22 protein-coding genes and 1 pseudogene are annotated in these 25,284 nt (G+C 43.0%); 8 read left to right on the forward strand and 15 right to left on the reverse strand.

Features of this window, described 5'->3' with window-relative positions; translation table 11 throughout:
- Positions 1–484 precede the first annotated feature (484 nt).
- The 3 genes from PI95_RS01105 to ftsZ all read left to right on the forward strand — a co-directional run bounded on the left by PI95_RS01105 (position 485) and on the right by ftsZ (position 4,289).
- Positions 485–1,333, forward strand: coding sequence for a cell division protein FtsQ/DivIB (locus tag PI95_RS01105; protein ID WP_039748806.1), 849 nt, complete (start codon positions 485–487; stop codon positions 1,331–1,333).
- 709 nt (positions 1,334–2,042) lie between these two features.
- Complete coding sequence (locus tag PI95_RS01110; RefSeq protein ID WP_039748805.1) at positions 2,043–2,948, forward strand: hypothetical protein; 906 nt, start codon at positions 2,043–2,045, stop codon at positions 2,946–2,948.
- 57 nt (positions 2,949–3,005) lie between these two features.
- A complete protein-coding gene (gene ftsZ / locus PI95_RS01115; RefSeq protein WP_039748803.1) occupies positions 3,006–4,289 on the forward strand; it encodes a cell division protein FtsZ in 1,284 nt (427 codons plus the stop codon).
- 302 nt (positions 4,290–4,591) lie between these two features.
- Here the strand turns inward: ftsZ and PI95_RS01120 are convergent, their stop codons facing one another.
- The 11 genes and pseudogenes from PI95_RS01120 to PI95_RS01165 form a co-directional block, all read right to left on the reverse strand.
- Positions 4,592–5,800 (reverse strand): RNA-guided endonuclease InsQ/TnpB family protein, encoded by a 1,209-nt coding sequence (locus PI95_RS01120; RefSeq protein ID WP_039748801.1) that lies wholly within the window; start codon positions 5,798–5,800, stop codon positions 4,592–4,594.
- A 123-nt stretch (positions 5,801–5,923) separates the two neighbouring features.
- Positions 5,924–6,910: a glutathione synthase gene (gshB, locus tag PI95_RS01125; protein WP_039748799.1), complete on the reverse strand. Its 987-nt coding sequence runs from the start codon at positions 6,908–6,910 to the stop codon at positions 5,924–5,926.
- 114 nt (positions 6,911–7,024) lie between these two features.
- Positions 7,025–7,297, reverse strand: a complete 273-nt coding sequence (gene grxC, locus PI95_RS01130; RefSeq protein ID WP_039748797.1) for a glutaredoxin 3 — start codon at positions 7,295–7,297, stop codon at positions 7,025–7,027.
- A gap of 559 nt (positions 7,298–7,856) precedes the next feature.
- Positions 7,857–9,065, reverse strand: coding sequence for a PEP-CTERM sorting domain-containing protein (locus tag PI95_RS36600; protein WP_163518490.1), 1,209 nt, complete (start codon positions 9,063–9,065; stop codon positions 7,857–7,859).
- A gap of 587 nt (positions 9,066–9,652) precedes the next feature.
- Positions 9,653–10,534, reverse strand: a complete 882-nt coding sequence (locus PI95_RS01140; RefSeq protein ID WP_039748794.1) for a 2OG-Fe(II) oxygenase — start codon at positions 10,532–10,534, stop codon at positions 9,653–9,655.
- Between the two features lie 397 nt (positions 10,535–10,931).
- A complete protein-coding gene (gene hflX / locus PI95_RS01145; protein WP_163518514.1) occupies positions 10,932–12,671 on the reverse strand; it encodes a GTPase HflX in 1,740 nt (579 codons plus the stop codon).
- Positions 12,672–12,948: 277 nt separating this feature from the next.
- Positions 12,949–13,248, reverse strand: a complete 300-nt coding sequence (locus PI95_RS01150) for a hypothetical protein (protein ID WP_039749078.1) — start codon at positions 13,246–13,248, stop codon at positions 12,949–12,951.
- Positions 13,232–13,513: a BrnT family toxin gene (locus PI95_RS01155; RefSeq protein WP_039748789.1), complete on the reverse strand. Its 282-nt coding sequence runs from the start codon at positions 13,511–13,513 to the stop codon at positions 13,232–13,234. Before PI95_RS01155 ends, PI95_RS01150 begins: the two co-directional genes overlap by 17 nt.
- 139 nt (positions 13,514–13,652) lie before the next feature.
- Positions 13,653–14,840 (reverse strand): HetZ-related protein 2, encoded by a 1,188-nt coding sequence (locus tag PI95_RS37110; protein ID WP_039749077.1) that lies wholly within the window; start codon positions 14,838–14,840, stop codon positions 13,653–13,655.
- A 90-nt stretch (positions 14,841–14,930) separates the two neighbouring features.
- Positions 14,931–16,100: pseudogene (locus PI95_RS37115) on the reverse strand (tetratricopeptide repeat protein); the annotation flags it as partial.
- A complete protein-coding gene (locus PI95_RS01165) occupies positions 16,097–17,422 on the reverse strand; it encodes a hypothetical protein (protein ID WP_039748787.1) in 1,326 nt (441 codons plus the stop codon). The pseudogene PI95_RS37115 and the gene PI95_RS01165, both read right to left, overlap by 4 nt.
- Before the next feature lie 181 nt (positions 17,423–17,603).
- On the opposite strand from PI95_RS01165, the gene PI95_RS01170 reads away from it, so the two are divergent.
- Both PI95_RS01170 and PI95_RS01175 read left to right on the forward strand, forming a co-directional pair.
- On the forward strand, positions 17,604–17,822 hold the full coding sequence (locus PI95_RS01170; RefSeq protein ID WP_039748785.1) for a hypothetical protein: 219 nt from the start codon (positions 17,604–17,606) through the stop codon (positions 17,820–17,822).
- Positions 17,823–18,167: 345 nt separating this feature from the next.
- Complete coding sequence (locus PI95_RS01175) at positions 18,168–19,199, forward strand: cysteine hydrolase family protein (protein WP_052325284.1); 1,032 nt, start codon at positions 18,168–18,170, stop codon at positions 19,197–19,199.
- Positions 19,200–19,261: 62 nt separating this feature from the next.
- Here the strand turns inward: PI95_RS01175 and PI95_RS01180 are convergent, their stop codons facing one another.
- Positions 19,262–20,137, reverse strand: coding sequence for a LysM peptidoglycan-binding domain-containing M23 family metallopeptidase (locus tag PI95_RS01180; RefSeq protein ID WP_039748781.1), 876 nt, complete (start codon positions 20,135–20,137; stop codon positions 19,262–19,264).
- Here PI95_RS01180 and PI95_RS01185 point away from each other — a divergent pair.
- Positions 20,136–20,336 carry a hypothetical protein gene (locus PI95_RS01185; protein ID WP_163518493.1) on the forward strand — a complete coding sequence of 67 codons (201 nt, stop codon included), beginning with the start codon at positions 20,136–20,138 and terminating at the stop codon, positions 20,334–20,336. The two genes, PI95_RS01180 and PI95_RS01185, sit on opposite strands and share 2 nt — an antisense overlap.
- A 138-nt stretch (positions 20,337–20,474) precedes the next feature.
- The gene (locus PI95_RS01190) at positions 20,475–21,680 is read left to right on the forward strand and encodes an HhoA/HhoB/HtrA family serine endopeptidase (RefSeq protein ID WP_039749076.1); all 1,206 of its coding nucleotides are present in this window, start codon (positions 20,475–20,477) and stop codon (positions 21,678–21,680) included.
- 101 nt (positions 21,681–21,781) lie between these two features.
- Here PI95_RS01190 and PI95_RS01195 read toward each other — a convergent pair whose 3' ends face one another.
- The 3 genes from PI95_RS01195 to ispD all read right to left on the reverse strand — a co-directional run bounded on the left by PI95_RS01195 (position 21,782) and on the right by ispD (position 23,688).
- On the reverse strand, positions 21,782–22,129 hold the full coding sequence (locus tag PI95_RS01195; protein ID WP_039748779.1) for a DUF760 domain-containing protein: 348 nt from the start codon (positions 22,127–22,129) through the stop codon (positions 21,782–21,784).
- Positions 22,130–22,288: 159 nt separating this feature from the next.
- Positions 22,289–22,831, reverse strand: coding sequence for an SMC-Scp complex subunit ScpB (gene scpB / locus PI95_RS01200; protein ID WP_039748777.1), 543 nt, complete (start codon positions 22,829–22,831; stop codon positions 22,289–22,291).
- Positions 22,832–23,007: 176 nt separating this feature from the next.
- On the reverse strand, positions 23,008–23,688 hold the full coding sequence (gene ispD / locus PI95_RS01205; RefSeq protein ID WP_039748774.1) for a 2-C-methyl-D-erythritol 4-phosphate cytidylyltransferase: 681 nt from the start codon (positions 23,686–23,688) through the stop codon (positions 23,008–23,010).
- Between the two features lie 230 nt (positions 23,689–23,918).
- Between ispD and PI95_RS01210 the strand changes: the two genes are divergently transcribed.
- Complete coding sequence (locus PI95_RS01210; RefSeq protein WP_039748772.1) at positions 23,919–24,902, forward strand: glycosyltransferase family 9 protein; 984 nt, start codon at positions 23,919–23,921, stop codon at positions 24,900–24,902.
- Positions 24,903–25,284: the final 382 nt, after the last annotated feature.

Below are 25,284 nucleotides of genomic sequence, written 5' to 3' on the forward strand. Positions count from 1 at the left end.
AAAACCGGACAGCCATATAGCTGAAATAGTCGTGGAGTTTTGAGGATCTTTAATACAAGGCTGTCCGGTAATGTCGGCGTTTTAGTGTAGGGGTGACTCGCGAGTGTATTTGCTCCTTTTAATACGAACGCTTGTGCCATTCTTGTCTATCTTTAATGAAACCCCCTCCCCTGTTGCTTCAGAACAGGGCAGCCTTCCGTCCTGGAAGCAAAGCTTGCACAAGCTTTGCGCTAGGCGATCGCGCTTCAGACAGGAAAAAGGCTACATTAAGTTCTAATTCAAGACAGCAAAATTTCACTTCAGTTCAAATTACAAGCACCATAATCTTTATCGTTGTGTGGTTGTTGTAAAGTGTTACATGCAAGCGTGAAAAAGTCACCGAAGATAACCCAAGGGTGACGGCGAGGAGAGTGCGTTTACTAAAATTAATTGACGATACAAGCGTATCAACGTTCTTATACTTCCATGTGTGAAAGGAGTTTGAATGGCTGGCATGGTATCAGTTTCCCGCACGGATTTGCGATATCGGCGTCATAAATTACGTCGGCAACGGCAAATGAAAATTATTCAGGCTATTTGGCGAACCTTTGCCGTTAGTAGTCTGTTAGGTGGTTTACTATGGGTGGCAAGTCAACCGATGTGGGTGCTTTCTGCTCCCAAACAAATTGAGATCGCTTCAGGTTCACGCTCACTTTCTCCTGAAGCGATCTCTTCACTGCTGGTGTTATCCTATCCGCAGTCTTTATGGAGGATTGAACCGTCAAGGGTCGCTGACTCTTTGACAAAACAACCAACTATTGCTAAAGCAAGCGTTAAGCGTCGTCTGTTTCCACCTGGATTAATTATTGATATTCAAGAGCGAGTACCTGTGGCGATCGCGCAAAGGCATCACCACGAAGCGATCGCTAGTGACACAAACATTGCTTCATCGACGGGGTTACTAGATGCAAATGGAATTTGGATGAATCAAGAAAAATACACATCACTTAATCCTACCGTAAAGTTGCCCAGTCTCATAGTTATTGGTTCCTTTGAACAATACCGTCCTTACTGGAATCAGCTTTATCAATCTGTGAGCCAAAGTTCCGTTAAAGTCATGGAAATTGATTGCCAAGATCCAACAAATATAATTCTGAAAACAGAACTAGGATATGTGCATCTCGGTGCTGTGAGTCCCCAAATAAGCGAACAAATCAAAGTACTCGCCCAAATGAGCCATTTACCTACACAACTTAACCCCAATCAGATAGAATATATCGACTTGAAAAATCCGGAATCTCCTTTAGTACAAATGAACCAAAAAACAGTCAAGTCTAACTCTCAAACTCGTTAAAAATATTAAACGGGTGAGAACTAATAATTGCTCAGAGTCAATAAATAAGTTTTATGCCAATAAATAAATATTTATTATTTTTGGTATTCCCATAACATACACAAAAATTGGCGTTAACTTCGCTCTTACAATGGGAGAAACAATTATAAAACCTTCATGCATGGGAGTAAAACCCCGCTTATTGTTACCCTAACATAAGCGTGAAGCATTCATACGAGTGCGAGTGCCGGGGTTCTCCCTTGCCTTGGAACGCTCGCTTAGTGCAACATGTTAAACATTCTGATGATAGTGTCTGGGGTGGAAAACGATTCTTTCGCATGATTAAATCTTTTACTGAATGGAGTGCGTTAAACACAAGAGTCTGTCAGGTTTTTATTTCTGAAAAGACTCACAATCGAAGGATATTTTCTGCCACAACCCAACAAGGGTTTGGTTGAGTCTTCTACTCCAGGAGAGTTAATGAGACTGGTGTGAAAAAGAGAGATTTTCAAAGTGAATGTGAAGTCAGACAGTGACTTGATGCCAATTTCTACAAGAGGTATGCGATCCATAAAGTAAAATTTAACCGCAACTATTATGTATTTGGAGGCACACCAAACAGCAAATCAATCAGCGAGTTCCATCAACGATAAGTAAATCATTTGTTACCTCCAGTTTAAGGATAAGTAAGTATAAGGTAAATTTTGTGTTCTCAGTTGTAATAATCTGAATGCTCAAACTGATTAACCATATCATTAAGGAAGACAAGACGCGCCACGGCGGGTCTTTACAAGTTACACAATTCACCCAGAATTGCGCTCATGAAATTGTTAGTAGAAAAATTGCGTGTATACTAAATAACTCGGAGTTCTTCCAAATCGGTGATTGGGAGGGACTTTCACTCTCACAATGTCAGACGGTTCCTTGTGAACTCGTTCCACAAATCCCCACGACTATTTCGGATGTTCGCGCTTCTCTTGTTTTGTCAAAGACGCTTTTGTTTGGGACGCACACGAAACGCGAACGAGACGCTTCTCTTGTTTTGTCAAAGACGCGCTTGGGACGAGAGGCACACAAGACGCGATCGCGTCTTTCCTTGGGAGAAGGCTGTCCACTGTGTTACGCAAAACGTGTAGCGGCAACGAGGAAGAATTGGTGGTATCAGTGGTTGTATTGCTCGTGCAATTTCATATTCTACAGCAAATTTCAAGTGGTCGCAGGTATAACTCCGTATAGTGATAATGGTAAATTTAATCATCAATATAAATTATTAGGAGAAAAATGGATAGGTAATTGGGGATACAAAATAAATGCTGAGAAAAATAGCAGTAAAGATATTAAGGAGGAGAAGAAGTTATACAGGTCAATATTAGGTAAATATAGGTATACTTCTCTAAAATTGGCAGTGCGCGAGCTTTACGGATTATGTACAACAGGCTTGCTTTGGGCAAGGTTGCCCTGTTCTATAGAAATAGGGGATAAGTTGTTTTGGGGCAACTTATGGACAACATGCGGGCGATCGCGTGCGTTAATGGTCGATCTAAGAGTAAAATTTCGCTTTTCTAATCCTGTTAGGCTTGCAATAAGTGAGAACAAGAAAGAACATAGCCATAGATTATGGCATCGTCAAATATAGTTGACTATTGGCGTGAATAACACCTGAAAAATTCGTTTATCTACCCTTTTCAATCCAATGACACTTGATAATAACCAAAAACTTAGTTATATAAACTCCCAGTCTCCGGGACAGCCAGGAATGTCACTAGCAGTTAACTCCACCAATCCCTTTAATCATTCCGGACTGAATTTCGGACAAAATAACGATAGTAAAAGAATCCCTACTGAAGATCCCCGAATTGGCGATATTGTTCCCGGTCGAGTCGCCAACATCAAAGTAATTGGCGTCGGTGGTGGTGGTGGAAATGCCGTAAACCGCATGATCGCCTCTGATGTGAGTGGAATAGAGTTTTGGACAACAAACACCGATGCCCAAGCTTTAACACAAGCACAGGCTTCCAAACGCTTACAAATAGGACAAAAGCTGACGCGAGGTTTAGGCGCGGGTGGTAATCCGGCTATTGGTCAAAAAGCTGCTGAAGAATCGCGGGACGAAATTGCTACAGCTTTAGAAGGTGCCGATTTAGTGTTTATCACTGCCGGCATGGGTGGTGGTACTGGTACGGGTGCAGCGCCAATTGTCGCCGAAATCGCCAAAGAAATGGGCGCTCTCACAGTCGGTGTGGTAACACGTCCATTTTTGTTTGAAGGACGCCGACGCACCAGCCAAGCCGAGCAAGGTATTGAAGCTCTTAAAGGTAGGGTAGATACGCTAATTATTATCCCGAATAACAAGCTGCTGGAAGTAATTCCAGAGCAAACGCCGATGCAAGAGGCTTTTCGTTATGCGGATGATGTGTTGCGTCAAGGGGTGCAAGGTATCTCTGATATCATCTTGATCCCCGGTTTGATCAACGTTGACTTTGCCGATGTGCGAGCGGTGATGGCAGATGCAGGCTCGGCGCTGATGGGGATCGGTGTTAGTTCTGGGAAGTCAAGGGCAAGAGAAGCAGCGATCGCCGCGATTTCTTCGCCCTTACTAGAATGTTCTATTGAAGGAGCTAGAGGAGTTGTTTTTAATATTACTGGTGGTAGCGACCTCACCTTACATGAAGTCAATGCTGCCGCAGAAACAATCTACGAAGTAGTCGATCCCAACGCCAATATTATTTTTGGTGCGGTGATTGATGACAGGCTGCAAGGTGAAGTCAGGCTCACCGTAATTGCCACAGGATTTACAGGTGAAATGCAAGCCACACCACCGCAAAATGTCGCCAATCCTAGGGTAGTAACTCCACCACCACCAAGACGACAAGCACCTCAGCCACCAGTAAAAGAGCCAACACCAATTCCAGAACCCAAAGAAAAACCCGGATTGGATATTCCTGAGTTTCTGCAACGACGGCGACCCAAGCCTTAAGCTGACAGGATTAGCTAGTAGCTTGCTCCCGCCTTAATTCCAGTTCCCAGGTTTCACCGGGAGCAGGGTTGACACTCCCCTGCCGTTTGCGCTCTTGGTTTCCCTCTCCTTGCAAAGACGCTGCGTGTGTTCTTTGCTCATGGTTCGCTCTGCGTCAGCTTTCTTCGAGTCTTCAAGGTTCTCTTAGACGCTTTTGTTGGAGACGCTGCGGAGCGTTTCTTGTTTTGAGCGTCAGGGCTTGTTGCACTTCTGCTAGCGCACAACAAGCGCTCCTAACACATCAGGAAAAAAAAGAAAGTGAACTACCCCACCGCATGGCGGATGGGGCTTCCAACTTCAACCGGAACTGCCTTAGACACGGAAGATTTCCTTCCAGCCTTTGGTCTTACATTCCGTCCATTGGCAGTAGCGCTAGTTCCTAACGCTAATATTCGCAAGCCTTCATCTCGAATGTTGATCGCCGCATTCACATCTCTATCGTGCTTGGTTTGGCAGTTGGAACAAGTCCAGCTACGAACCTCTAGAGACAAGCTACCAACTTGATTCAGACAAACGTGACAAGTCTTACTCGATGGGAAAAACCGACCAATTTCTAGATAGGTCTTTCCGTCTCTTTCTGCCTTGTATTTGAGTTGACGGGTGAACTCTGACCAACCACAATCGCTGATTGCTTTGGCGAGAGTGTGATTTTTCACCATGTTTTTGACTGCCAAATTCTCAACAACGATGACTTGGTTTTCGTTCACCAGTTTGCGAGATAGCTTGTGCTGGAAGTCTTTCCGAGAATTTGCAATTCTTTCGTGAACTCGCGCCACAATGCGACGCGCTTTCTTTCTGCGATTAGAACCTTTTTGTTTACGGGATAGCTTTTGCTGTTTCCGTTTCAAATTCTTAGTCCGCTTCTTCAGATGCTTCGGATTGTCAAATTTAGACCCATCAGACGTAATAGCAAAGTGGGTCAGTCCGACATCAATCCCTACCGCTTTGCCGTTTGAGCTAATTTCAGTGTCAGGCAGTTCATCATCAAACAGCAGAGAAGCATAATACTTACCTGCATGATTCATGCTGACCGTGACAGTTTTGATTTTCCCGTCAAACGTGCGATGAATCGATGCCGAAACAACGCCTAGCTTGCCGGGGAACTTGAGATGGTGTCCATCAACGATCTGAACTTTCTGGGGATACTGAATCGACTGCTTATCATGTTTCGATTTGAACTTCGGAAATGATGCCCGTCCCTCAAAGAAGTTGATAAACGCTCTGGATAAATTGAGCGAAACACTTTGCAGCACTTGACTGTATGTTTCACCCAACCATTCGTACTCTTTCTTGAGTGCAGGTAATCGGCTATTCATCCCAATTTGAGATAAGCCTTTACCCGTCTCTTTGTAGAGTTCGTTCGTTGCGTTCAGTGAATTATTCCAATACCAACGGGCACAGCCAAACGCCTTGGACAGCGTTTCTTTCTGCTCAGTGGTTGGATAAATTCGCACCTTGACAACGTTTTTCATACTGCTATTTTAACACGAATTCTATTTATCGTAACTTTGTTATGCCGCATAAGAGATTAGGGCTTGCGCCCAGTCGCTATCCATCCCCACCGCTCCCGTCGAGTGGGGCAGATCGCGAGTTCGTTAAAAAACGCTTTCTTTTTTGCCTTGTAAAGCTTGCTCAACCCATTGAATTACCTGTTGACCAAGGTGGGTGTTGTCGAAACGATCAATTTCGCGAATTCCGGTAGGACTGGTGACATTGACTTCAGTCAGGTAGCCACCTATAACATCAATACCGACAAAAATCAAGCCGTCTTTACGTAGAGTTTCGGCTAATTGGGTACAAATTTCATACTCTCTAGGAGTAATTTCGGTTTGAGCAACTGTACCACCAGTCGCCATGTTATTCCGAAAGTCACTTCCAGAGGAAAGGCGATTGAGGGCACCAATCGGTTCCCCGTCAAGGAGGATAATTCGTTTGTCTCCCTCTTTTGCTTGGGGTAGATAGGTTTGCACCATAACTGGAACGCGACCTAAAAGGGTACTGAGTTCGACAATCGAGTTAAAATTGCGATCGCCTGCTTGCAAAAATAAAATCCCTTCTCCAGCTTTGTTTCCCAATGGTTTGAGAACTGTTGCACCTTTTGCTTCCACAAATTCCCGAATAAATTGTTTATCAGCACTGACAATAGTTTCTGGAATTGCTTTGGTAAACTGGAGGGCATACATTTTTTCGTTTGCCGCTCTAATTCCACTGGGACTATTAATCACCAGGGTTTTGTTTTGGTCAATGTAGTCCAGAATGTACGTAGCATAAAGATAGGGAACATTAACTGGTGGATCTGTCCGCATAAATACGGCATCCATTGTTTCCAGGGAAGTTAAGGTACGTTGGCTCAACTTGTACCAAGGATTTGCCGCTAAATAGCGTCCTTGGACCAACTGCACTGGTACGAGTTCCACCCGTTCTAACAATGCCCAAGCTTTGCTATCTACCACACTCAGCAAATTTGCTTGAGTTACCCAAATTTCATGTCCCAAGATTTGCGCTGCTTCCATCAGAGCAACGCTGGTATCATGACACGGGTCAAGAGTAGGGATGGAATCTATTATAAAAGCCAGTTTCACGCTTAATGCCTCAATCGCCAGGAAATTCCGCTGTTATCAATTTAGATTATCCCCTGACGATTTGATTGATGTGCATAGCATTTTGTCGCAAGACATCGCACTCATATGATGAACTTACACATTATTAGTTGCAGCTAGTAACTCATCTAGCTTGCCTTGGGCTTCTATTGCGTGTATATCATCACAACCACCTACGTGGCGATCGTTAATGAAAATTTGCGGCACAGAGCGTCGTCCATTTGCCCTTTGAGCCATTTTATCGCGTGCTGCCTCGTCTCCATCAATGCTGTATTCAACAAATTCAACGCCTTTTCTTGCCAGTAAACTTTTGGCACGGATGCAAAACGGGCAAGTTCTCCAAGTGTAAATTTCTACTTTAGCAGCCATAACGCCCTCAACTTTATTTGATGCTTCTTAATTTTAGAACTTTGTCATTGGCTGTTGTAGCCGCTCTATCCCGTTTTGGGGTAATCCTTTAAAGCTGCTAAATAGCCCTGAACTAACTGCGTACATTTTTACCGCATGAAAATCTCTTCTTCCCTTCCCCTATACATCATTTTTAAATCAGATCAGCATAAATAAACATCAGTCAGTGGTGAATAGTTTATTGACTTTGAACTTTTGAATGCGTGACTGCTGACTGTGGATTTTTAACTATTTGTGTACACAGATAACAAAACCGATAATATTCCACTTAAAATATCAATTGCCTCAGCAATAATACGTAGTTTATTTGTCCCTCTCAAAAAATGCAGTATTAACCCTGAGTAACGGTGTTGTAAATTAGCAATGCAATGCGCTGGTATCATAATTTCTACTAAACCATAAAAAAATTGGGTCAGAAGTACTGATACACTTCCAACCCGATTTTTTAATTACGACTTGCGTTCTTAACCAAACCTCCGTCTTAGTATTTGCTCATGTTCGCTTGAAACAACAGCTTAATTTAATCTTGCTTTAGAGTCTTTTTCTTAAGCGCTTTCAACGCACCGACAGCTAACAAACCTAAAGCGGCAGTTGTACTAGGCTCAGGTATCTTTTTCGGTTCGGGTTTGGGCTGATAATAAGTATTTCCACCTGGAGTTGGAGTCGGTGCTGGAGCCGGTGCTGGAGTTGGAGCCGGTGCTGGAGTTGGAGCCGGTGCCGGTGCTGGTGCTGGAGCCGGTGCTGGTGCTGGAGCCGGTGCTGGTGCTGGAGTTGGAGCAGGCGCTGGAGTTGGTGCTGGAGTTGGTGCTGGAGTTGGTGCCGGAGTTGGAGCCGGAGTTGGAGCCGGAGTTGGAGCCGGAGTTGGAGCCGGAGTTGGAGCCGGAGTTGGAGCCGGTGTTGGAGCCGGTGTTGGAGCCGGAGTTGGAGCCGGAGTTGGAGCCGGAGTTGGAGCCGGAGTTGGTGCTGGAGTTGGTGCCGGAGTTGGAGCCGGTGTTGGAGCCGGAGTTGGAGCCGGTGTTGGAGCCGGAGTTGGAGCCGGTGTTGGAGCCGGAGTTGGTGTAGGCGTTACTGCTATTGGTTTGTTCGTAAAAGCTTCACTTCCACCATTACTGAAGGCTTGAACGTGGAAACCAACTCGCAAAACACTGCTTTTTAGATTATTAATGATGTCGTCGAATGTGATGTTGGACTGTAAATTAAAAAGGACGCTAACAAATTCACCTGGATTTACACCCATCTGTGAGGTTGGTTGATTAGACTCGACTGAAAAGTCTGAGCTAAATCTGCCTCCAGGAGCATTATTGCTTCCAGGCAGTGTTCCTATTTTGTTGGGTATCACAAAGTCCACACCATCACCGCTATCAGTGATAGATGCGATATTTTTCAAAAGATTTGTGGTTTGGTCAAAATAAATTTGGGTTATAGAAGAGGCATTTGAACCGATGTTGTTGAACGTAAATAAAACCTGATCGGACTTATTGCCTTGAGCAACATCTAAAAATAGCTGACTTTCACCTGTTGCAGCATTAACAGCACTATTGCCAGTAATATTTTGAAATCCAAAGCGCATCGCAGTTGTGGGTGCGGGTGCGGGTGTAGGTGCGGGTGTAGGTGCGGGTGTAGGTGCGGGCGTTGGTGCGGGCGTTGGTGTGGGCGTTGGAGTTGGTGTGGCTGAATTGTTGTTGCCGTTACCATTGCTGTTATCAGATTTGGCGCTTGCCTGTTGCATTTGCGACCCTAGAGCCACGGAGAATGACAATAAACCAAGAGTTATATAAGTGACTACTTTCTTTGAATACGCTTGAGACATTTTAATTAAACTCCTCCGAGTCTATGGCGACAAAATTTTCTGAAAGTGACGATCGCAACAATCGAGTGTCAAATACAAATTGACATACAAAAATATTGAATGTCGATGATTTGTTGACAGCTTCATTCAAAATTTAATCTGAGAGAAAATAAAAAAAAAATTTATGATTAAAGCGAAAAATTAAGTAATTGCACTATGTTATTTTCTCTATCCAAAATTAAGTAATTTTTCTCAAAATTGCTTTTTTTGTTAAGTTTGTATGTGAGAAGTTTTTGGAAAAATAGCTTAATTGAATAGGCTATAGCAGTCCTAAACAATGAAAGACAATATCCCCGACTTCTTAAAAAGCCGGGGATATGAAGCTGGATATTTTGATAAATGTGCTAAGGATTGCTATAGACTATTGGCTATTAACGACAAAGCCGAAAATAAATAAGGGAAGGCAAGTGCCTTCCCTGAAGTTAAAGATTCAGAATAGTAATATAGAGTGTTTTTACTGAATTGGTTTATCGGCGAACCCACCCATTAATCGTAAAGCGGCTATCTGCAAAAGCTTTAGATGGGCAACTCACAGGCAATACTTCATGCATATAACGGCTAAGGAAAAATACAATGCTGTTATTGCGAGGTTCTACTGTTTTGAAAGTCTCTGCCTTGACATACAAATTGTTGGAAATCTTGCTGTCATAAATCAACAACTCACCACCAGAAAAAGGCTTCGGTTCTTGGTAAAAGTAGTAAACGTAGGTGAGTTCTCTTGTTGCAGTGTCTGGACTGCCATTATCATTATGAATTTTGTAATAATTACCATCATTATGTGAAGTCATTTGACTTTCGATTTGAGATATAGAAAATGATGGTAATCCTAATTTGCTTATAACATCAGGAATCATCGCTTTAATTTTCTTTAAAATTAGTTCAGAAAATTCAGGAAATGAATAGAGAACCATTGAGCGGCGATAATTTTCGTCGTTGGTTGAAGTACTAGTAGGTACGAATGCTGACTCTTTTTTGAGAACGTATTCGAGTAATCGCTTATATTCTTTCGGTTTAAAAAAATTATCTATTTGTACATAATAGGAAGGGAAAATGTCTGTATTTTTAGGTTTTACTTCTTCTATTTGCTGTACCAAAATTGGCGGTTCTGTGACTACACCAACGAGGTGTTCGCTGGGAAAAGACAATAGAGAACTACCTTCATTCATAGGAATTTGAAATAAACCATGACAAGTAGATTCTTGCTTGTAGGCACGCGCTACAACAGTTGTTAAAAGATTATGCAGTACAGGTGCATCTGATTTCAAATAAATGTTGTATTCGTGTCCTCCAGATAAAAGAAGTTTAACTTTGATATCTTGGGATTCAAGCTGCTGCGAAGCTGATTGCATAAAAATTGCCTGCTTTTGAATGTTGATAGCTGGGACTGTTGTTAAGAGTAAGGCTGAAAGGCTAATATCAAGCCTGAATGTCAAAATGTTTGTTAAGTAGATGGGCAGAAATAAACGCGCTTGTTAGTAGTAAGGGCTTCAGCCCTTAAATGTTATGAGCGGTAAACCGCTCACTACGAATCAGGACATTATTTTATGTTTAATTTCGCCCACTTACTTATTTACCCAATAATCATTGGTTCTAGCATGAAGAGAGGAAGTTTGTCATGACTAATTTCCACATAAACGTCTCAAGTTTAGTAGAGTAAAAATATTTTTATTTTTAAATAGCAAAATTCCGTAGTTTTATTGACTACGGAATTTTTTAACTTAAAGTTAATAAGTCCTGTTTCAGTATTTACCGAGAAGAAGTGGCGTATTCAATTAGTAGAGCAAGACGCTGGCGGAGAGTTTCTAATCCCAGGCGATCGCTTGCGGAAATAAACACCGCTAAGGGAAACTCTTCTTGAGCTAAAGCTAAAGTTTCACTATCCACTTGGTCTATTTTGTTAAAAGCAACCAGCGCAGGTCCTGGAGTCACTGGCATTGCTGCTAAAATTTCTCTAACGGCGCGAATATGACTCAACCAAGCAGGATGTGACAAATCTACTAAATGCAGTAAAGCATCAGCTTCTGTAACTTCCTCTAAAGTGGCACGAAAGGCATCCATTAATGATGCAGGCAATTCGTGGATAAATCCGACTGTATCTGTCAGCAGAATTTCCTGAGTTTCACCTGTATCAGCATGGGGAATGATTAGCCGACGTGTGGTCGGGTCGAGTGTGGCAAATAGCTGGTCAGCCGTGTAAATTTCCGCATTAGTTAGGGCATTGAGCAAGGTAGACTTGCCCGCGTTGGTATAACCAACCAAAGCCACTGAGGGAACTTCACGATGTTGTCGCTTTTGCCGCAGTCGCGAACGATGCGCTTGCAGTTGATTGACTTCTTGTTGTAGTCGAGAAATGCGCCTTCCAATACCACGGCGTTCGGTTTCTAGTTTGGTTTCACCAGGACCGCGAGTACCAATACCACCACCCAACCTAGACATTGCCTGACCTCTACCTGTAAGTCGCGGCAGCATATATTCTAACTGTGCCAGTTCTACTTGCAATTTACCTGCACGAGACTGAGCGCGTTGGGCAAAGATATCTAAAATAACTTCGGTGCGGTCAACTACCCGGACACCAATTTGTAATTCTAAGTTACGGACTTGGGCGGGTGAGAGGTCGCGGTCAAAGACGACGAGATTTGCGCCGATGGTTTGAGCGGTGAGGGCAATTTCTTGTACTTTACCTTCGCCGACTACTGTTTGCGGATGAATGCGCGATCGCTTTTGTTGCACTGTCTGCAATACGTCTCCCCCGGCGGTATCGACCAACCGTGCCAATTCCGCTAATGTATCTTGGAATTGTTGGGGTGTAGTATCATCAGTAAATACACCGACAATCAAAACGCTATCGCGATCGGCATCTACTTCTTGAGCAACAAATTCCCGCCGGAAGTCTGCTTCTAATGCTTCCACCAAGTCCAGAAAATCCTGGTTTGTCAGCACGTCTAAGCTGAGGGGCGGTGATATATTCCAACTTGGAGATGGAATATTGCTTGATGCTGTCAGCGTTGCCGGACTTGCGATCGCTACGCGGGATTGAGCCGTCAGGTGCGCTAAATAAGCTTCTTTGACGTACCCTGTAGCGCCACCACCCCGCTTTGTAAATCCCGTTCCGGTTATATTTAGCACAACTAGGGCATCTAGGCGTTGCAGTGCCATCGATGTCAGCGCCGCTTCGTTGGGCGGTTCTGACTTGAGATGAGTGGAGATACAACGAATACCGCTGAGTCGTTCTGCACCGTAGCGGGGCAATTCCAGCAGTGGGATTTGCGTTTGACGCGGTGAACCTACCCCCACGCGGATGACTTGTCCGCGACGATTGAGGTAGGCACATACGGCTTGATTGATTTCTGTACTAATTGCTGCCAGTCGCTGGGAAAATTCAGGCGTAGTTAGGCGATCGCCTGGTATGCGCTGGTGATACAGCCTAGCTAGTTGCTTTAGCTGGCTGGATTTTAGTCCTTGGAGATTACCAAAGATAGTCTCTATAGGCGTTTATGACCAGTAATATGGTCCCCCGAATCCTTCTATGTCTATTTTACAACACAGATTTCGCCTCAAACTCTTACTTTTGGGGGATGCGATGAATTTTAAGCTTTGATTACTGGTTCAGCAGATTATACAATTTGTTAACAATTTCAGCTTGTGTATCAGGTGACTTGGATAGTCATCATAAAGTGCTTCGTTTTCTGGTGCGTAGCCTTGCAAAAATGCATCATGGCTACTGGACTGACACAGCTAAAATTCAGTTTTAACGCTCATTTTCTCAGGATGTTTGTTCTGTATTTGGAGTTGCAGGTTCTTCAATTATCAGCGTGACTCGGTATTCACCTGGCGTTATATCACCATCAAGCTGTACTGTCAATTTGCCATCAGGTGTCACAATAGCTTCTACTTTCACAGTGCGTAAGGTGACATATCTATCGCCGTCATTAGATGTAATATTCACTGGTATTTTGCCCTGATAGCTGCGATATTTTTCATGATATTTTCCCCTTACTGCTTTGCTGAAGTCATATCTTTCTACGATTTCATGGTCATCGTTCTGATTAGATATATTGTTCATAAATTCTTCTTTCACGACTTGTAGCTTGACGGGCACTGATTATACGAATATTATCGCCCCGTTCTGTGTAGACAACAAATAAAAGCCTTTGAGCCTGAGAATATCCAATGGCTAAAAAGCGATATTCCTCAGTAGAGTGTAGGGTATCATCAAGGGTGAGATAGAATGGATCTGCAAATACTATCGATGCTTCATCAAAAGAAACGCCGTGTTTTCCCAGGTTTGCTATTGCCTTTTCATCATCCCATTCCCAATTATTTGTCATTATCTAATTAACAGCGTAGACGCATAGCGGCTTGCCGTAAGGCATCGCTCCTGATACTCATTTTAATAAATCATAATTTTATTTAATAATCTAACTTTGTTTATCTTATTAAAATTAGGAAATTATTTAACACTCACTCTTAGCTTCTTAAATTTTGAGCCGCGAGATAGATTTTACTCCATTCGCCCATTACCTGATGAGTTTTGAGTTTTAACTGTTTAGCAATTTCTTCGATGGATTTGCCTGCTTTTCGCAGTGACAATAACTGCCGCTCAATTAAAGTCAATTTTGACTGTAATTGCTGCCATTGCTGCGGTGTTAATCCCAAATTGTGTTCGTCTAGAGAAATTTCTAGCCAGTTATCTACTAGTTCCGGTTTGCCTTTGACGGCAAAGACACGCACGGCATGGTAGCTAATTTTCTCCCGCAGTCGGTAAATTTCTTTAATTGGCTTACTCAGTTTTTTGGCGATTTCATCTTGGGATTTGCCTTGCATATACAGTCGCAGCCATTCCACAGCCTCTTGTCCAATATTTTCTTGTAAATAATTTTCAAATTCCTGTTTTACCACTTTACTCAGTATTTGCTGTTCTTCTAGTTGTTGTGCTTCTTGATATTGTGTGATCGCCTGACTATCCAGCAACTCAACCTGATTTTGAATATTCTCTGTGACAATCTCTTCGTTTTCTGTGAGAATTTCTTCAGAAATTAGTCTAATTAAATCACTACCTGGCACTTGAGTTAAGCCACCACGCTGGGTGCGTCGCAAGTAATTTACAAAACGGTAAGCTAGTAATGGTTGATTACGTACTGGTCGCAGGCAATATTCTTCCATGCTGGCAAACAGCAAAGAATTCTGTAGTCTGGAATCACTTGTAAACTCGGCGATGGAAGCCATTTGCTGTTGCATGTAGTTATCACTTTGCAGTAATTCTTGGAGTACTTCTTGCAACACATCCATGACACTTCGCTGGCGATCGCGACTCAGAGAAATCCAAGTCTGGATTTTATTCCGTAATGTCACTAAACTCCCTAGCCGAGTGATTAAATTGCGGTAAGCACGCTCTCTTGCCATTCCTAAGTAGCGCTGACGTAAAATCCGATAGCGATATTCCATCGCTTGTTTGGCTATATCGAGTTCTTTAGAGTTGAGCTTCTCAAAGCGTCCTAAGTCCTTTCCTAAAAGCCAGTTAATAATACTTTCCCTATTTATCTCACTTTGTTCTGGACACTCGAAAAACAGCTCCGAACGCCAATAGTGTGCCAGTTTTGCTGCTAATGAAGGGATGGGCAGGTTGTACTCTTCGTAGCTGACTACATCAGACAATAGACTTTGTACTTTGAACAAGAAATTTTCGATAGCCAATTCATCTAATGCGTTGGCTAAGAGATGCGAGGCTTCAGCGTAGTCAGGTTTTAACTCAATGACTTTGTTGTGGCTAGCCATCGCCTCTTCCAAAGAGTCTAATCCATACAGCGCATTGCCACGAGCATACCAAGCTTTGTGGTCATCAGGTTTAATTTTTAACGCTTTGTCTAAGCTGGCGATCGCTTCTGAAAAGCGTCTTGACTTAAATAGGGCAATACCTTTGTTGTACCAAGCTTCGTGAAATTCTGGTTGAATGTAAACAGCTTGATCAAAAGCTGTGATCGCGTCTTCATAGCGTTGCAGGCGATCGCATAGCACAGCACCTCGGTTATTCCAAGCTAAGTAGAAATGAGGTTTGATTTTCACAGCTTCATCAAAAGAGGCGATCGCTTCTTCATAGCGTCCTAAATTTTGCAATGCAATACCCCTGTTGTACCGAGCTTGGTAATAATCAGGTATTATTTTCACAGCTTCGTTGTAGGACGCTATTGCTCCTTCATATTCGTTAGCAGCGACTAATAAATTTCCAAGTTTAAATAGTAAACTTGCCCTACGAATTTCTGTAGGATGTTTTTCTGTAAGAAGTTCTTGAATTTCCAAGATTTTCTCGATCTTTTTTTCCGGGCTTAGTTTCAAATATTCCTCATAGTCTGCTTCATCTAGTAGACGAGATGTTTCTTCCTCTACCACTTCTGGTGTTGTAGGTAATTCAAATACACCAGAACGCCAATCAAAAAAATCTGGAGCGCGGTGAATTAAATAATTAATCGAAAATGACCACAATAGAAAAACAAAGCCAAATTTTAAATCATCTCTAAACCTTTCTCGCTGTTGGTTTAAGTGATTTAAAATTGGCGGAACACTACTTAAATTGCTAAATTGTCCTTCTGTTATTTCGTCAAATTTTCTTTGTTCATACTTATATAAAGAATATTCCAAACCTTTAATCAATAAAATATCAACTTCCTTGTCTTTAACAAACTCAGCCACTCGCTGATATAAATTATCAATTGGCTCAACCAAACGCAGGACTGCAATTTTTTTCTGGGGAATATCCTGCGGAAGTTTGGTAATTAAACGGTCTGACTCCGCAGGTGTACATTGCACAAAAAACAAGCCAAATCCTGCTTTTCGCTTGAGTGCGCGAACTAAGTCTTGATAGACTTCTTGTGGTTCTGGGGGTAAATCTTCATCCCAATCGCTTAAATTTTGGTTCATGGAAGTTTCGCCACAGCTTCTTTAAATTCGGGAATTCCTTGAATTAGTGGATGAATATCATACCAGCGCTGCATTTCTCCCTCTCCATCCAAATAGCGGTATTCTAAAAGACAGCGATTATACATCAAACTGCGATACTGGTCATCGTTGATGATGCGTTTAGAAACAGAGACTTCTGCTAACAGACACCATTGATGATTTTCCACTGCGCGGCGATAGTCATCTCTAGCTTGAGTAACCGCTCGTCGAACTGCTTTTTCAGAAATGGGTAACTCTTCACTGCGTCCAATCGCATCATGTGTTAACAATAGCAAATTTCTCACATGACCTCCACTCATCAAACACAGTCTTTCCAAGGTTTGAGGATTGTCAAAAATTTCCTTTTCTAGTGATAGTTCCGGTGCAATTTGTCGGACTCGCTTGCTAATTACTTCTTTAACTTTCTTCAGTCCTGGTTCGTAAATGTCTCCTTTGTGAGTCTTAACCATAATCATCGGTAAAATCAGACATTGACCGTAAATATCCCTGATATCTGTTGCTCGTTTAGAATACAACATAGAAATCGGGACAGTGTAAATTAAATGGCAATCCAAAGCTTTGAGTTGTTCGCTGCGGTCTAAAAAAACTTCCTCATGGTTGGTGTTATCTCCATCTTTAACTAACACCATCCGGTCTAAGTTGTCTACAATTATCGCCAATTGAGTGCAGCCGTTAGGTAAATGCTTTTTCGCATCCGCTAAAAACTCATTTAAAACTTTAATTAAAGTGACTGTACGAGGATTAATTTTTTGGCGAATTTGTTGACGTAATTCGGGAACGGCTCTTAAATTTGCTGTCAGCTTGGCAAACTGCGAAAGTTGCGCTTCTACTTCCATACTCTCAAACTCTATTGGAGTTTGCGCCAAATCTTTCAACTCTAGCCAACAGTCTTTTAGCCAGTTCAGCACCGGACGAGGATTAGCAATTTTCTGTAAATCTTTGAGTAAATGACGGGTACAGGCGAGGAGAATATCTGTATACTGGGCATCTTCGGAGTCAATATCCTCTTCATCTGCGGCAAAATAGACTACATAAAATTGCCGATTCTCTAAATATTGCTTTAACCTCAGCAGTTCTGTAGATTTCCCTCCACCCCGATGTCCAGAATACAATTGGCAAGTGTTATTATTTGCCAGTCGCATCCGATTTCCTAGCTCATTCAAAATATCCGCATCTCCCCGCACTTGCTGACAATCTACATATTTCGGATCACCTGCGGGTAAGGGTTCAAAGGGGTTAAAGGCGTTGTAAAGGTTTGTGAGTAAATGTGTATGATTAACCATAGGTAACAAATATTGCACTGTTACTCATGCTAGCGAACATTATAGAGGATGTAGATAGTGGGGAACAGACGAATGAGATCAGCCGAGAATCTCGCTTTTACCTATTGCTGCTGTAATCGTTAAAGGCGATCGCCTCCACTACCAGCTAAAGTAAACTTATCACTATATTGTCTAATTACCCATGCTAGAAAAAACCTCGATATTTCAAAAAGCAATTGAGGCAGTAGAAGCACTCGATCCAGAAGCTCAAGTTATTCTTTTAGATATTATTAGCAAACGCCTGAAACAACAGCGACGAGATGAATTATTAAAAGAAATCGCACAAGCAGAGAATGAATATGCTCAGGGTAATATACGACGTGGTTCAGTGGCAGATTTAATGGCGGAGTTGGACGAGTGAGAAATTTAATTTGGAGTCCGACATTTGTTCGTGCTTTTAAACGATTAGTAAAAAAAAAATCCGGAATTACGTCCTCAAATTGAGCAGGTATTACAACAAATAGCCGAAGATCCATTTCTACCCAGTTTACGCAGTCACAAGCTAAAAGGTGATTTATCAGGTAGATGATCGTGTTCAATTGATTATAGTAATCGTATTTTATTTAAGTTTGTGACTAATGGAGAAGGAAGGAGAAGAAGAAATATTGTTGTTGACTTTAGGTTCACATGATGATGTTTACTAAATAAAGCATTATTTTTAATTTAGTTAATCATAATACTTGAAAAAATCAGCGCATATTTGATAATGAATACCCAAATAACAACCCAACTCCCCATTCCCTCGCACTTTCACCCCGAAAAAGTCAGCGAAGTCTGGCGCGTACCTTATCAACAACGTGCAGCGGAAGCACAAACATGGGCGAAAGAACACAATATCAAACCAGCATCAACAGACAAAACTCGCGTTTGTCTACTTTTAATTGATGTACAAAACACTTTTTGCATCCCAAATTTTGAATTATTTGTAAGTGGAAAATCCGGTAGTGGTGCGGTTGATGATAATCAGCGATTGTGTGAATTTATCTATCGCAATTTGGGCGTGATTACGACAATTGTACCGACGATGGACACTCACACAGCAATGCAAATTTTCCATCCTATTTTCTGGGTGAACGCTAAAAGGGAACATCCCACACCCGCTGCTTCTAGCATCACTCCAGCAGACATAGAAAAAGGAATTTGGAAAGTTAACCCCGCAGTTGCTTTCAGTTTGGGATATGATTATGAATTTTTAGAAAAACACGCCTATCATTACGTGAAACAATTAACTGAAAATGGTAAATATCCGCTAACAGTTTGGTTTTATCATTCAATGTTAGGTGGTATCGGTCACGCTTTAGTTTCATCTGTCGAGGAAGCGATATTTTTTCACTGCATTACTCGTGATAGTCAAACGCAATTTGAAATAAAAGGCGATAATCCTTTAACAGAAAATTATTCTGTGCTGCGTCCAGAGGTTTTAGAAGGTGTAGATAAAAAGCCAATTGCCCAAAAGAATACACGTTTAATTAAACAACTTTTAGAGTATGATGCTGTCATCATTGGCGGACAAGCTAAAAGTCACTGCGTTGCTTGGACTATTGACGATTTGTTAACAGAAATTCAGCAGATAGATGCTACGCTAGCGAGAAAAATCTATCTGCTGGAAGATTGCACTTCCCCGGTTGTTGTGCATGGGGTGGTGGATTATACTGAGCAAGCTGACGCGGCGTTTGAGCGATTTGCTGCGGCGGGGATGCATGTAGTTAAATCTACGGAAGTGATTAGCTTTTTTTAACGCAAAGTCACGCGGAGGAATTTGCAGAGTAACGCGGAGGAGATTTTTGCACTCTGCTAATGTCAACGCTGCATGTACTGATTTGGATCTTTGGCTACCCAACCTAAATCTGAACTGGAACGTATTTCAAAATGAAGATGAGGTTGTGTGGAGGTAGGTTTTCCGGTTGTACCTAGAGTTCCTATTTCGTCTTGCTGTTTGACTTGCTGACCGACGGAGACTTTGATATCTTTCAGATGGGCGTAGCGGCTTTGTAATTTGCCGGCGTGATTAATTATTACTAAGTTGCCGTAAGTGCCTTGATTGCCAGCAAAGACTACGGTTCCGGGTGCGATCGCTTCAACAGAAGTTCCCACACTTGCTAACAAATCTACACCGCTGTGAAAGAAAACTTCACTTGTCTTAGGATTAATCTGCCAACCATAAGGTAACGCTACACGAGCATTTTCTGGCAAAGGATACCCGGTGAACTTAATAGGAGTTGTGCTACTTGTGGTGGAATTAGTTACTGGACGACTCCGCGATGAATTCCCTTGAGGAACAAACACGACTCTTGGATCTTTTTCACAGCCATTCACTTCAAACAGCGCGTCAGCACGGATTTTATACTTTGCTGCGACTTCTCGCCAAGTTTGTCCGCGAGGCACTTCCACGACAATTCCATCGTAGGGGGGAATTAAAATTTCCTTACCTATGGCTACGGTGCGGTTTCGCAAATCTGGATTCATGCCGATAATAGTTGTTGGCATGAGATTGTAGCGCTGGGCTATGCTTTCTAAAGTTTCGCCTGAAGCAACTTTATGACGTTGGAAACGTTCAAGGGCTGGAGTGGGACAACCTGGAACAGCAGCGTTAGCGCTTTTTGATGGGGTTGTGGACACTAGCCCAAGGACGCTGACTAGGAAATACAGAAACTGTTGACGAAAGGGAAAAGTCATGTACAGACAAAGGGACAAGGAGACAAGGAGACAAGGAGACAAGGGGGATTATCTGACGACAACCCTTCGGGTTCACCACTTGCTTCAAGTCGGCAGAGCCGACGGCAGATGCTCCACTTGGGGAAACCCCAAGACCGCACTGCCTCCCCAACGCAGTGGTTCACCAACAATTCCCCAACCACCAACTACTAACAACTAACTACTAACAACTCCCCATAAATCCGAAATTTTATTGCCCTTAGTGTCAAATTAGGCTGTCGAGCATCTGTTAACTAGCCTCTAGCTTGACTAAACTTATAAGTTAGCATCTGCATTGCTGTCTATGAAAGTAAAAATTATGAAGTTAACCGTAAAAAAACTAGCCGTTTATCTGTCCTTATTGGCGATCGGCGGTGGTGCAGGATTGTTAGGCGGTCGCTTTATTCTGCCACAAAGTCGCCCGTTTCAAGATTTAAAAGCTGTGACAGTGGCTTTGCCTCCACAAACTGTAGCACCATTACCTGTTGGAGGAGCGATCGCTCCTACTGGCGGTGATAATGTAAATTTTATTGCCGCTGCTGTACAAAAAACCGGACCTGCGGTAGTCCGAATTAATGCAACTCGCAAAGTCGCCAATCCGATTTCTGATGCTTTAAAAAATCCGCTTTTGCGGCGATTTTTTGGCGAGGATGAACAACCAGTTCCCCAAGAGAGGATTGAACGCGGTACGGGGTCAGGATTTATTTTGAGTCAAGATGGTCAATTGCTAACCAATGCTCATGTGGTAGCAGATACAGATACAGTATTAGTTACTCTCAAAGATGGTCGGACTTTTGAGGGTAAGGTGTCGGGAGTCGATCCGGTTACAGATGTGGCAGTAGTAAAAATTAATGCTGATAAGTTGCCAACTGTCAAGCTGGGTAATTCACAAAACTTAATACCGGGACAGTGGGCGATCGCTATTGGCAATCCTCTCGGTTTAGATAATACTGTCACTATTGGCATCATCAGCGCAACCGATCGCACTAGTGTTCAAGTCGGTATCCCAGATAAGCGAGTCAGTTTTATCCAAACTGATGCAGCAATTAACCCCGGTAACTCTGGCGGACCATTGTTAAACGCCCAAGGCGAAGTGATTGGCGTTAACACCGCCATCCGCGCCGATGCCCAAGGACTCGGTTTCGCCATTCCCATCGAAACCGCTGCCCGCATCGCGTCGGAACTGTTTACCAAAGGGCGTGCTGAACATCCTTTTTTGGGGATTGAAATGGTAGACCTTTCTCCTACCAAAAAACAGCAAATTAATCAAGAAAGTAATCTGAACATTAAGCACGACAGCGGTGTTGTCGTTAAGGGAGTTCTAGAAAAATCACCCGCACAAAAGGGAGGACTGCTTCCTGGAGACTTGATTCAAAAACTTAACCGCAAACCAGTCAAAACAGCGGCTCAGGTACAGAAGGTGGTAGAGTCCAGTTCAGTTGGAGACATCCTAGAGATGGAAGTCAATCGCAACGGGAAAATTGAAACCCTCAAAGTAGTCTCTGGGGCTTATCCTGAGAAATAGTCTGTTGGTTGTTGGTTGGAGCGTTGGAGCGTTGTTAGTTGTCTACTAACCACTAACCACTATCCACTATCCACTATCCACTATCCACCAACCACTAACCACTATTGACTGTTACTCAAATTTTCTAACTGCATCCGCTGTTCCATCTGGCGCAAGAAATACCCTGTCATCATCGCCGATGCTAAAAGACCAGCTAAATTCTCGCGGTCTGTTGTAATTTGCACATGGAAGTTTTCCGCTGGAAGCATTCCCACAAGCCCTTGAACGTTTTGGGAAATTATTTGTTTAATTTCCGGGCTGACGGACTGGGCGACACGGGCTAAAACTTCTGGAGACTGGTGCTGTAGATATTTGAGTAACTGATTGGGGTATTCGTCAGAATTGTCGGAAACAAGCTGATTAGGGTGTTCCTCAGAGTTGTCGTTCAAAAAGTTAGGATTAAACACCATTGGCAGTTATGCTAGCTGAGTTGCTATTTCTACTCTAAACCATTCAACGAGGGTAATGCATTCCCCACAGGTATTAGGCGAAAACTTATCTATAGGACAACCTTTGGCGCTTCAACATCAGCCCTGAGGTTGATGTTTTTGGCTTTTTTGCACCGCCATTTATTGTGGTTCTGGTTCTGGTTCAGTTTTGAAGTCTAGTTCTAGTTGTCGTTCTTCTTGGCTGCGGTCGAATGGTTCGGGAAGTTGCTCAATTTGGAAATATTGATGAAATTTCGGAGTAATTTGTAGCGAATAAGACCGAGATTCATTATCTCGGCGTTTTCGGACAAAACCGAGTTCGACTAGTTCGGGAACGTGTTGATATACTCCCGAACCGCGCACATTTATCAAGTCGCTTTGAAGAATCGGGCTATTAAGAGCGATCGCTGCTAAAGTTCGCAATGCCCCCAACCCCAATTCCACTGGTATCATGGTTTGCACTAATTCATGAAAATCTGACCGCAGTTGCAGACAGAAACCTGCTGGAGTTTCTACAACTTCTAAAGCGCCATCTCTGTGGGCATAGTTGTCGATTAATTCAATTATGCCTGACTCAACAGTAGCGCGATCGCACGCCGCATACTCGGCGATTTCACCGAGCGACAAGGGTTTACCTTTTAAATACAGAATCGCTTCTATCTTGTTCGCTGTGCCTGTAATCATTGGTCAAAGGCGGTCATTAGTCATTGGTCAAAGGCGGTAACAGAGCAAATGACAATTGCCAGACTCATAAGTGTTTGGGATTGTATCATAATTTTGCAGTTCAGTCAAAGTAAAAAAATTCTGCCCCCTGCCCCCTGCCCCCTGCCCCCTGCCCCCTGCCCCCTGCCCCCTGCCCCCTACTCCCTCTCTTTGAGGATGAATTCGGCGATCGCTAAATCTTGTGGGGTAGTCACTTTCAAATTGGTTTCTTCACCTTGGACAATTGCGACGCTGTAGCCGCACTTTTCAAACAAAGCCGCATCGTCAGTTACTTCCCAACCCTGACGGACACCTTCAGCGTGGCATTGTTTCAACAACTTGACATCAAAACCTTGGGGAGTTTGTGCGGCATACAGTCGCCGCCGGTCAGGAGTAGTTTGAATTATGCCATTTTCATCGACAACTTTGATAGTATCCTTGACAGGGATGGCAGCGATCAAACCAGAATGATGGCGAATGGATAAAGCACAAGCATCAAATAAATCCGGTGTGGCAAGACATCTGGCACCATCGTGAATCAAAACTTGCTCTGCGGCAGATGGTAATGCCAGTAAGCCATTGTAAACTGATTCTTGGCGTGTGGAGCCGCCTTCGATCAATTCCACAGGTTTAGTTAATTTTTGTTTCTGGATAATTGTCTGGAGGTCTTGCCAATCGGTAGGAGAAGCAATAATGCCGATCCAACTAATTAGGCTTGCGCCTTCAGCGGCTTTGAGAGTCCAACTAATTATCGGTTGCGATCGCACGAGTAACAGAAGTTTATTGCGATCGCTTCCCATCCTTCGTCCCATCCCCGCAGCTGGAATTAGTAAATGCACAGTTTTCTGGTAAGTAGTTAGTGGATAGTGGTTGGTGGATAGTGGTTGGTGGATAGTGGGTAGTGGGTAGTGGATAGTGGATAGTGGATAGTGGTTAGTAAAACAACGCTCCAACGCTCCAACGCTCCAACGCTCCAACGCTCCAACGCTCTTACTTACAACTAACAATTAACAATTTCCAATTCCTATATTCTCCTAAAATAAGTAGCGAGTAAGCGTAAATAAATCTTATGCGAATAGTAGCCCTTGTTCCCGGCTCAATTGGCGACCAAATTCTCTTCTTTCCGACTCTAGATGACCTGAAGCGCTCATTACCTTCAGCTTTGATAGACGTTGTTACCGAACCCCGCTCAAAAGTTGCCTACCGGGTAAGCAAGTCAGTTGACCAAGTACTGACATTTGATTTCCAAGACCGCAACAGTTTAGCAGATTGGGGTAACTTGGTGGGTATGATTCGCGATCGCGAGTACGATGTTGCCATTGTTTTAGGACAAAGCTGGTTGATTGGTCTTATACTTTGGTTGACGGGAATCCCCACACGGATAGGCTACCAAGGCAAAGGTTCTGCTTTTCTGACCAACCCGGTGTCGCTGAAACAATCGCAGTATACTGCGGCAATGTATCACGACCTCCTCAAAGGTTTGGGCATTCAATCTACTTGCCCCGATTTAACGGTGAATATACCTTTAGCCGATATTGATTGGGCAGAAAAAGAACAAAAACGTTTAGGTGTGCATGAAACAGGTTACATCTTGATTTACGGTGGTTCTAGTCAGTTAGCCCAAAGCAAATCGGCAAATGAAGTTTATCCTGTGGAAAGTTGGCTGCAAATTATTCAAAATTTCCGCAGCAAGCAACCAGAGATGCCTGTGGTAGTAGTCAAACAAGCAGAAGATGAATTGGTGCCAAGACGCGGAGCGGCTTGTCTTGTGACATCGCTTGAGTCGTCCCAGAAAGATGTTAAAATAACTTACCCAGATGATATCGGCAAGTTAGCCGCCATGATTGGCGGGGCAAATTTGATGTTGTGTACCGACAGTGCGCCGATGCACTTGAGCGTAGCGGTACAAACTTATACTATTGCTTTATTTGGTGACACAGAGCCAGCCAAGTTGTTACCCAAGAGTGATAAATTTTTGGCGATCAAATCTCTTACCGGTAGAATCGCTGATATTTCACCCGATACAGTTTTGCAGAAAGTTTGGGGTGGCTAGTACTGCAATAATTGTGTTTTTCAGCTTTGCACGTCTTGGCTGATGATTTTGTTTGCTTTTTTTTGTTGAGTGCGATGGCGCGGAGTGCCCGCAAGAAGTGCGATCGCTTTCCTTCAATATCAACCCTGAGGCTGCATTTGCCTTACTTGAATATTTTAACATCCGAGAGAAGTGTTATTTAAGACGTGTGGAGCGTTAAGCGATCGCCAAATATTCTTTTGTTTGAGTTTCCATTCCCCTAGTTCATATAATAGTTATTACTTAGGGGAAATTTTTAACCAGTCACATTAGCGACTTGACAAACTTTTTCTTGCACAAGCTGGGACAAAGTTAGATGCGCTATACTATTTTTCCTATCTTAATTTTTCACATCCGAAGTATC

The organism is Hassallia byssoidea VB512170 (assembly GCF_000817785.2).
Taxonomy (GTDB): domain Bacteria; phylum Cyanobacteriota; class Cyanobacteriia; order Cyanobacteriales; family Nostocaceae; genus Hassallia; species Hassallia carrinoi.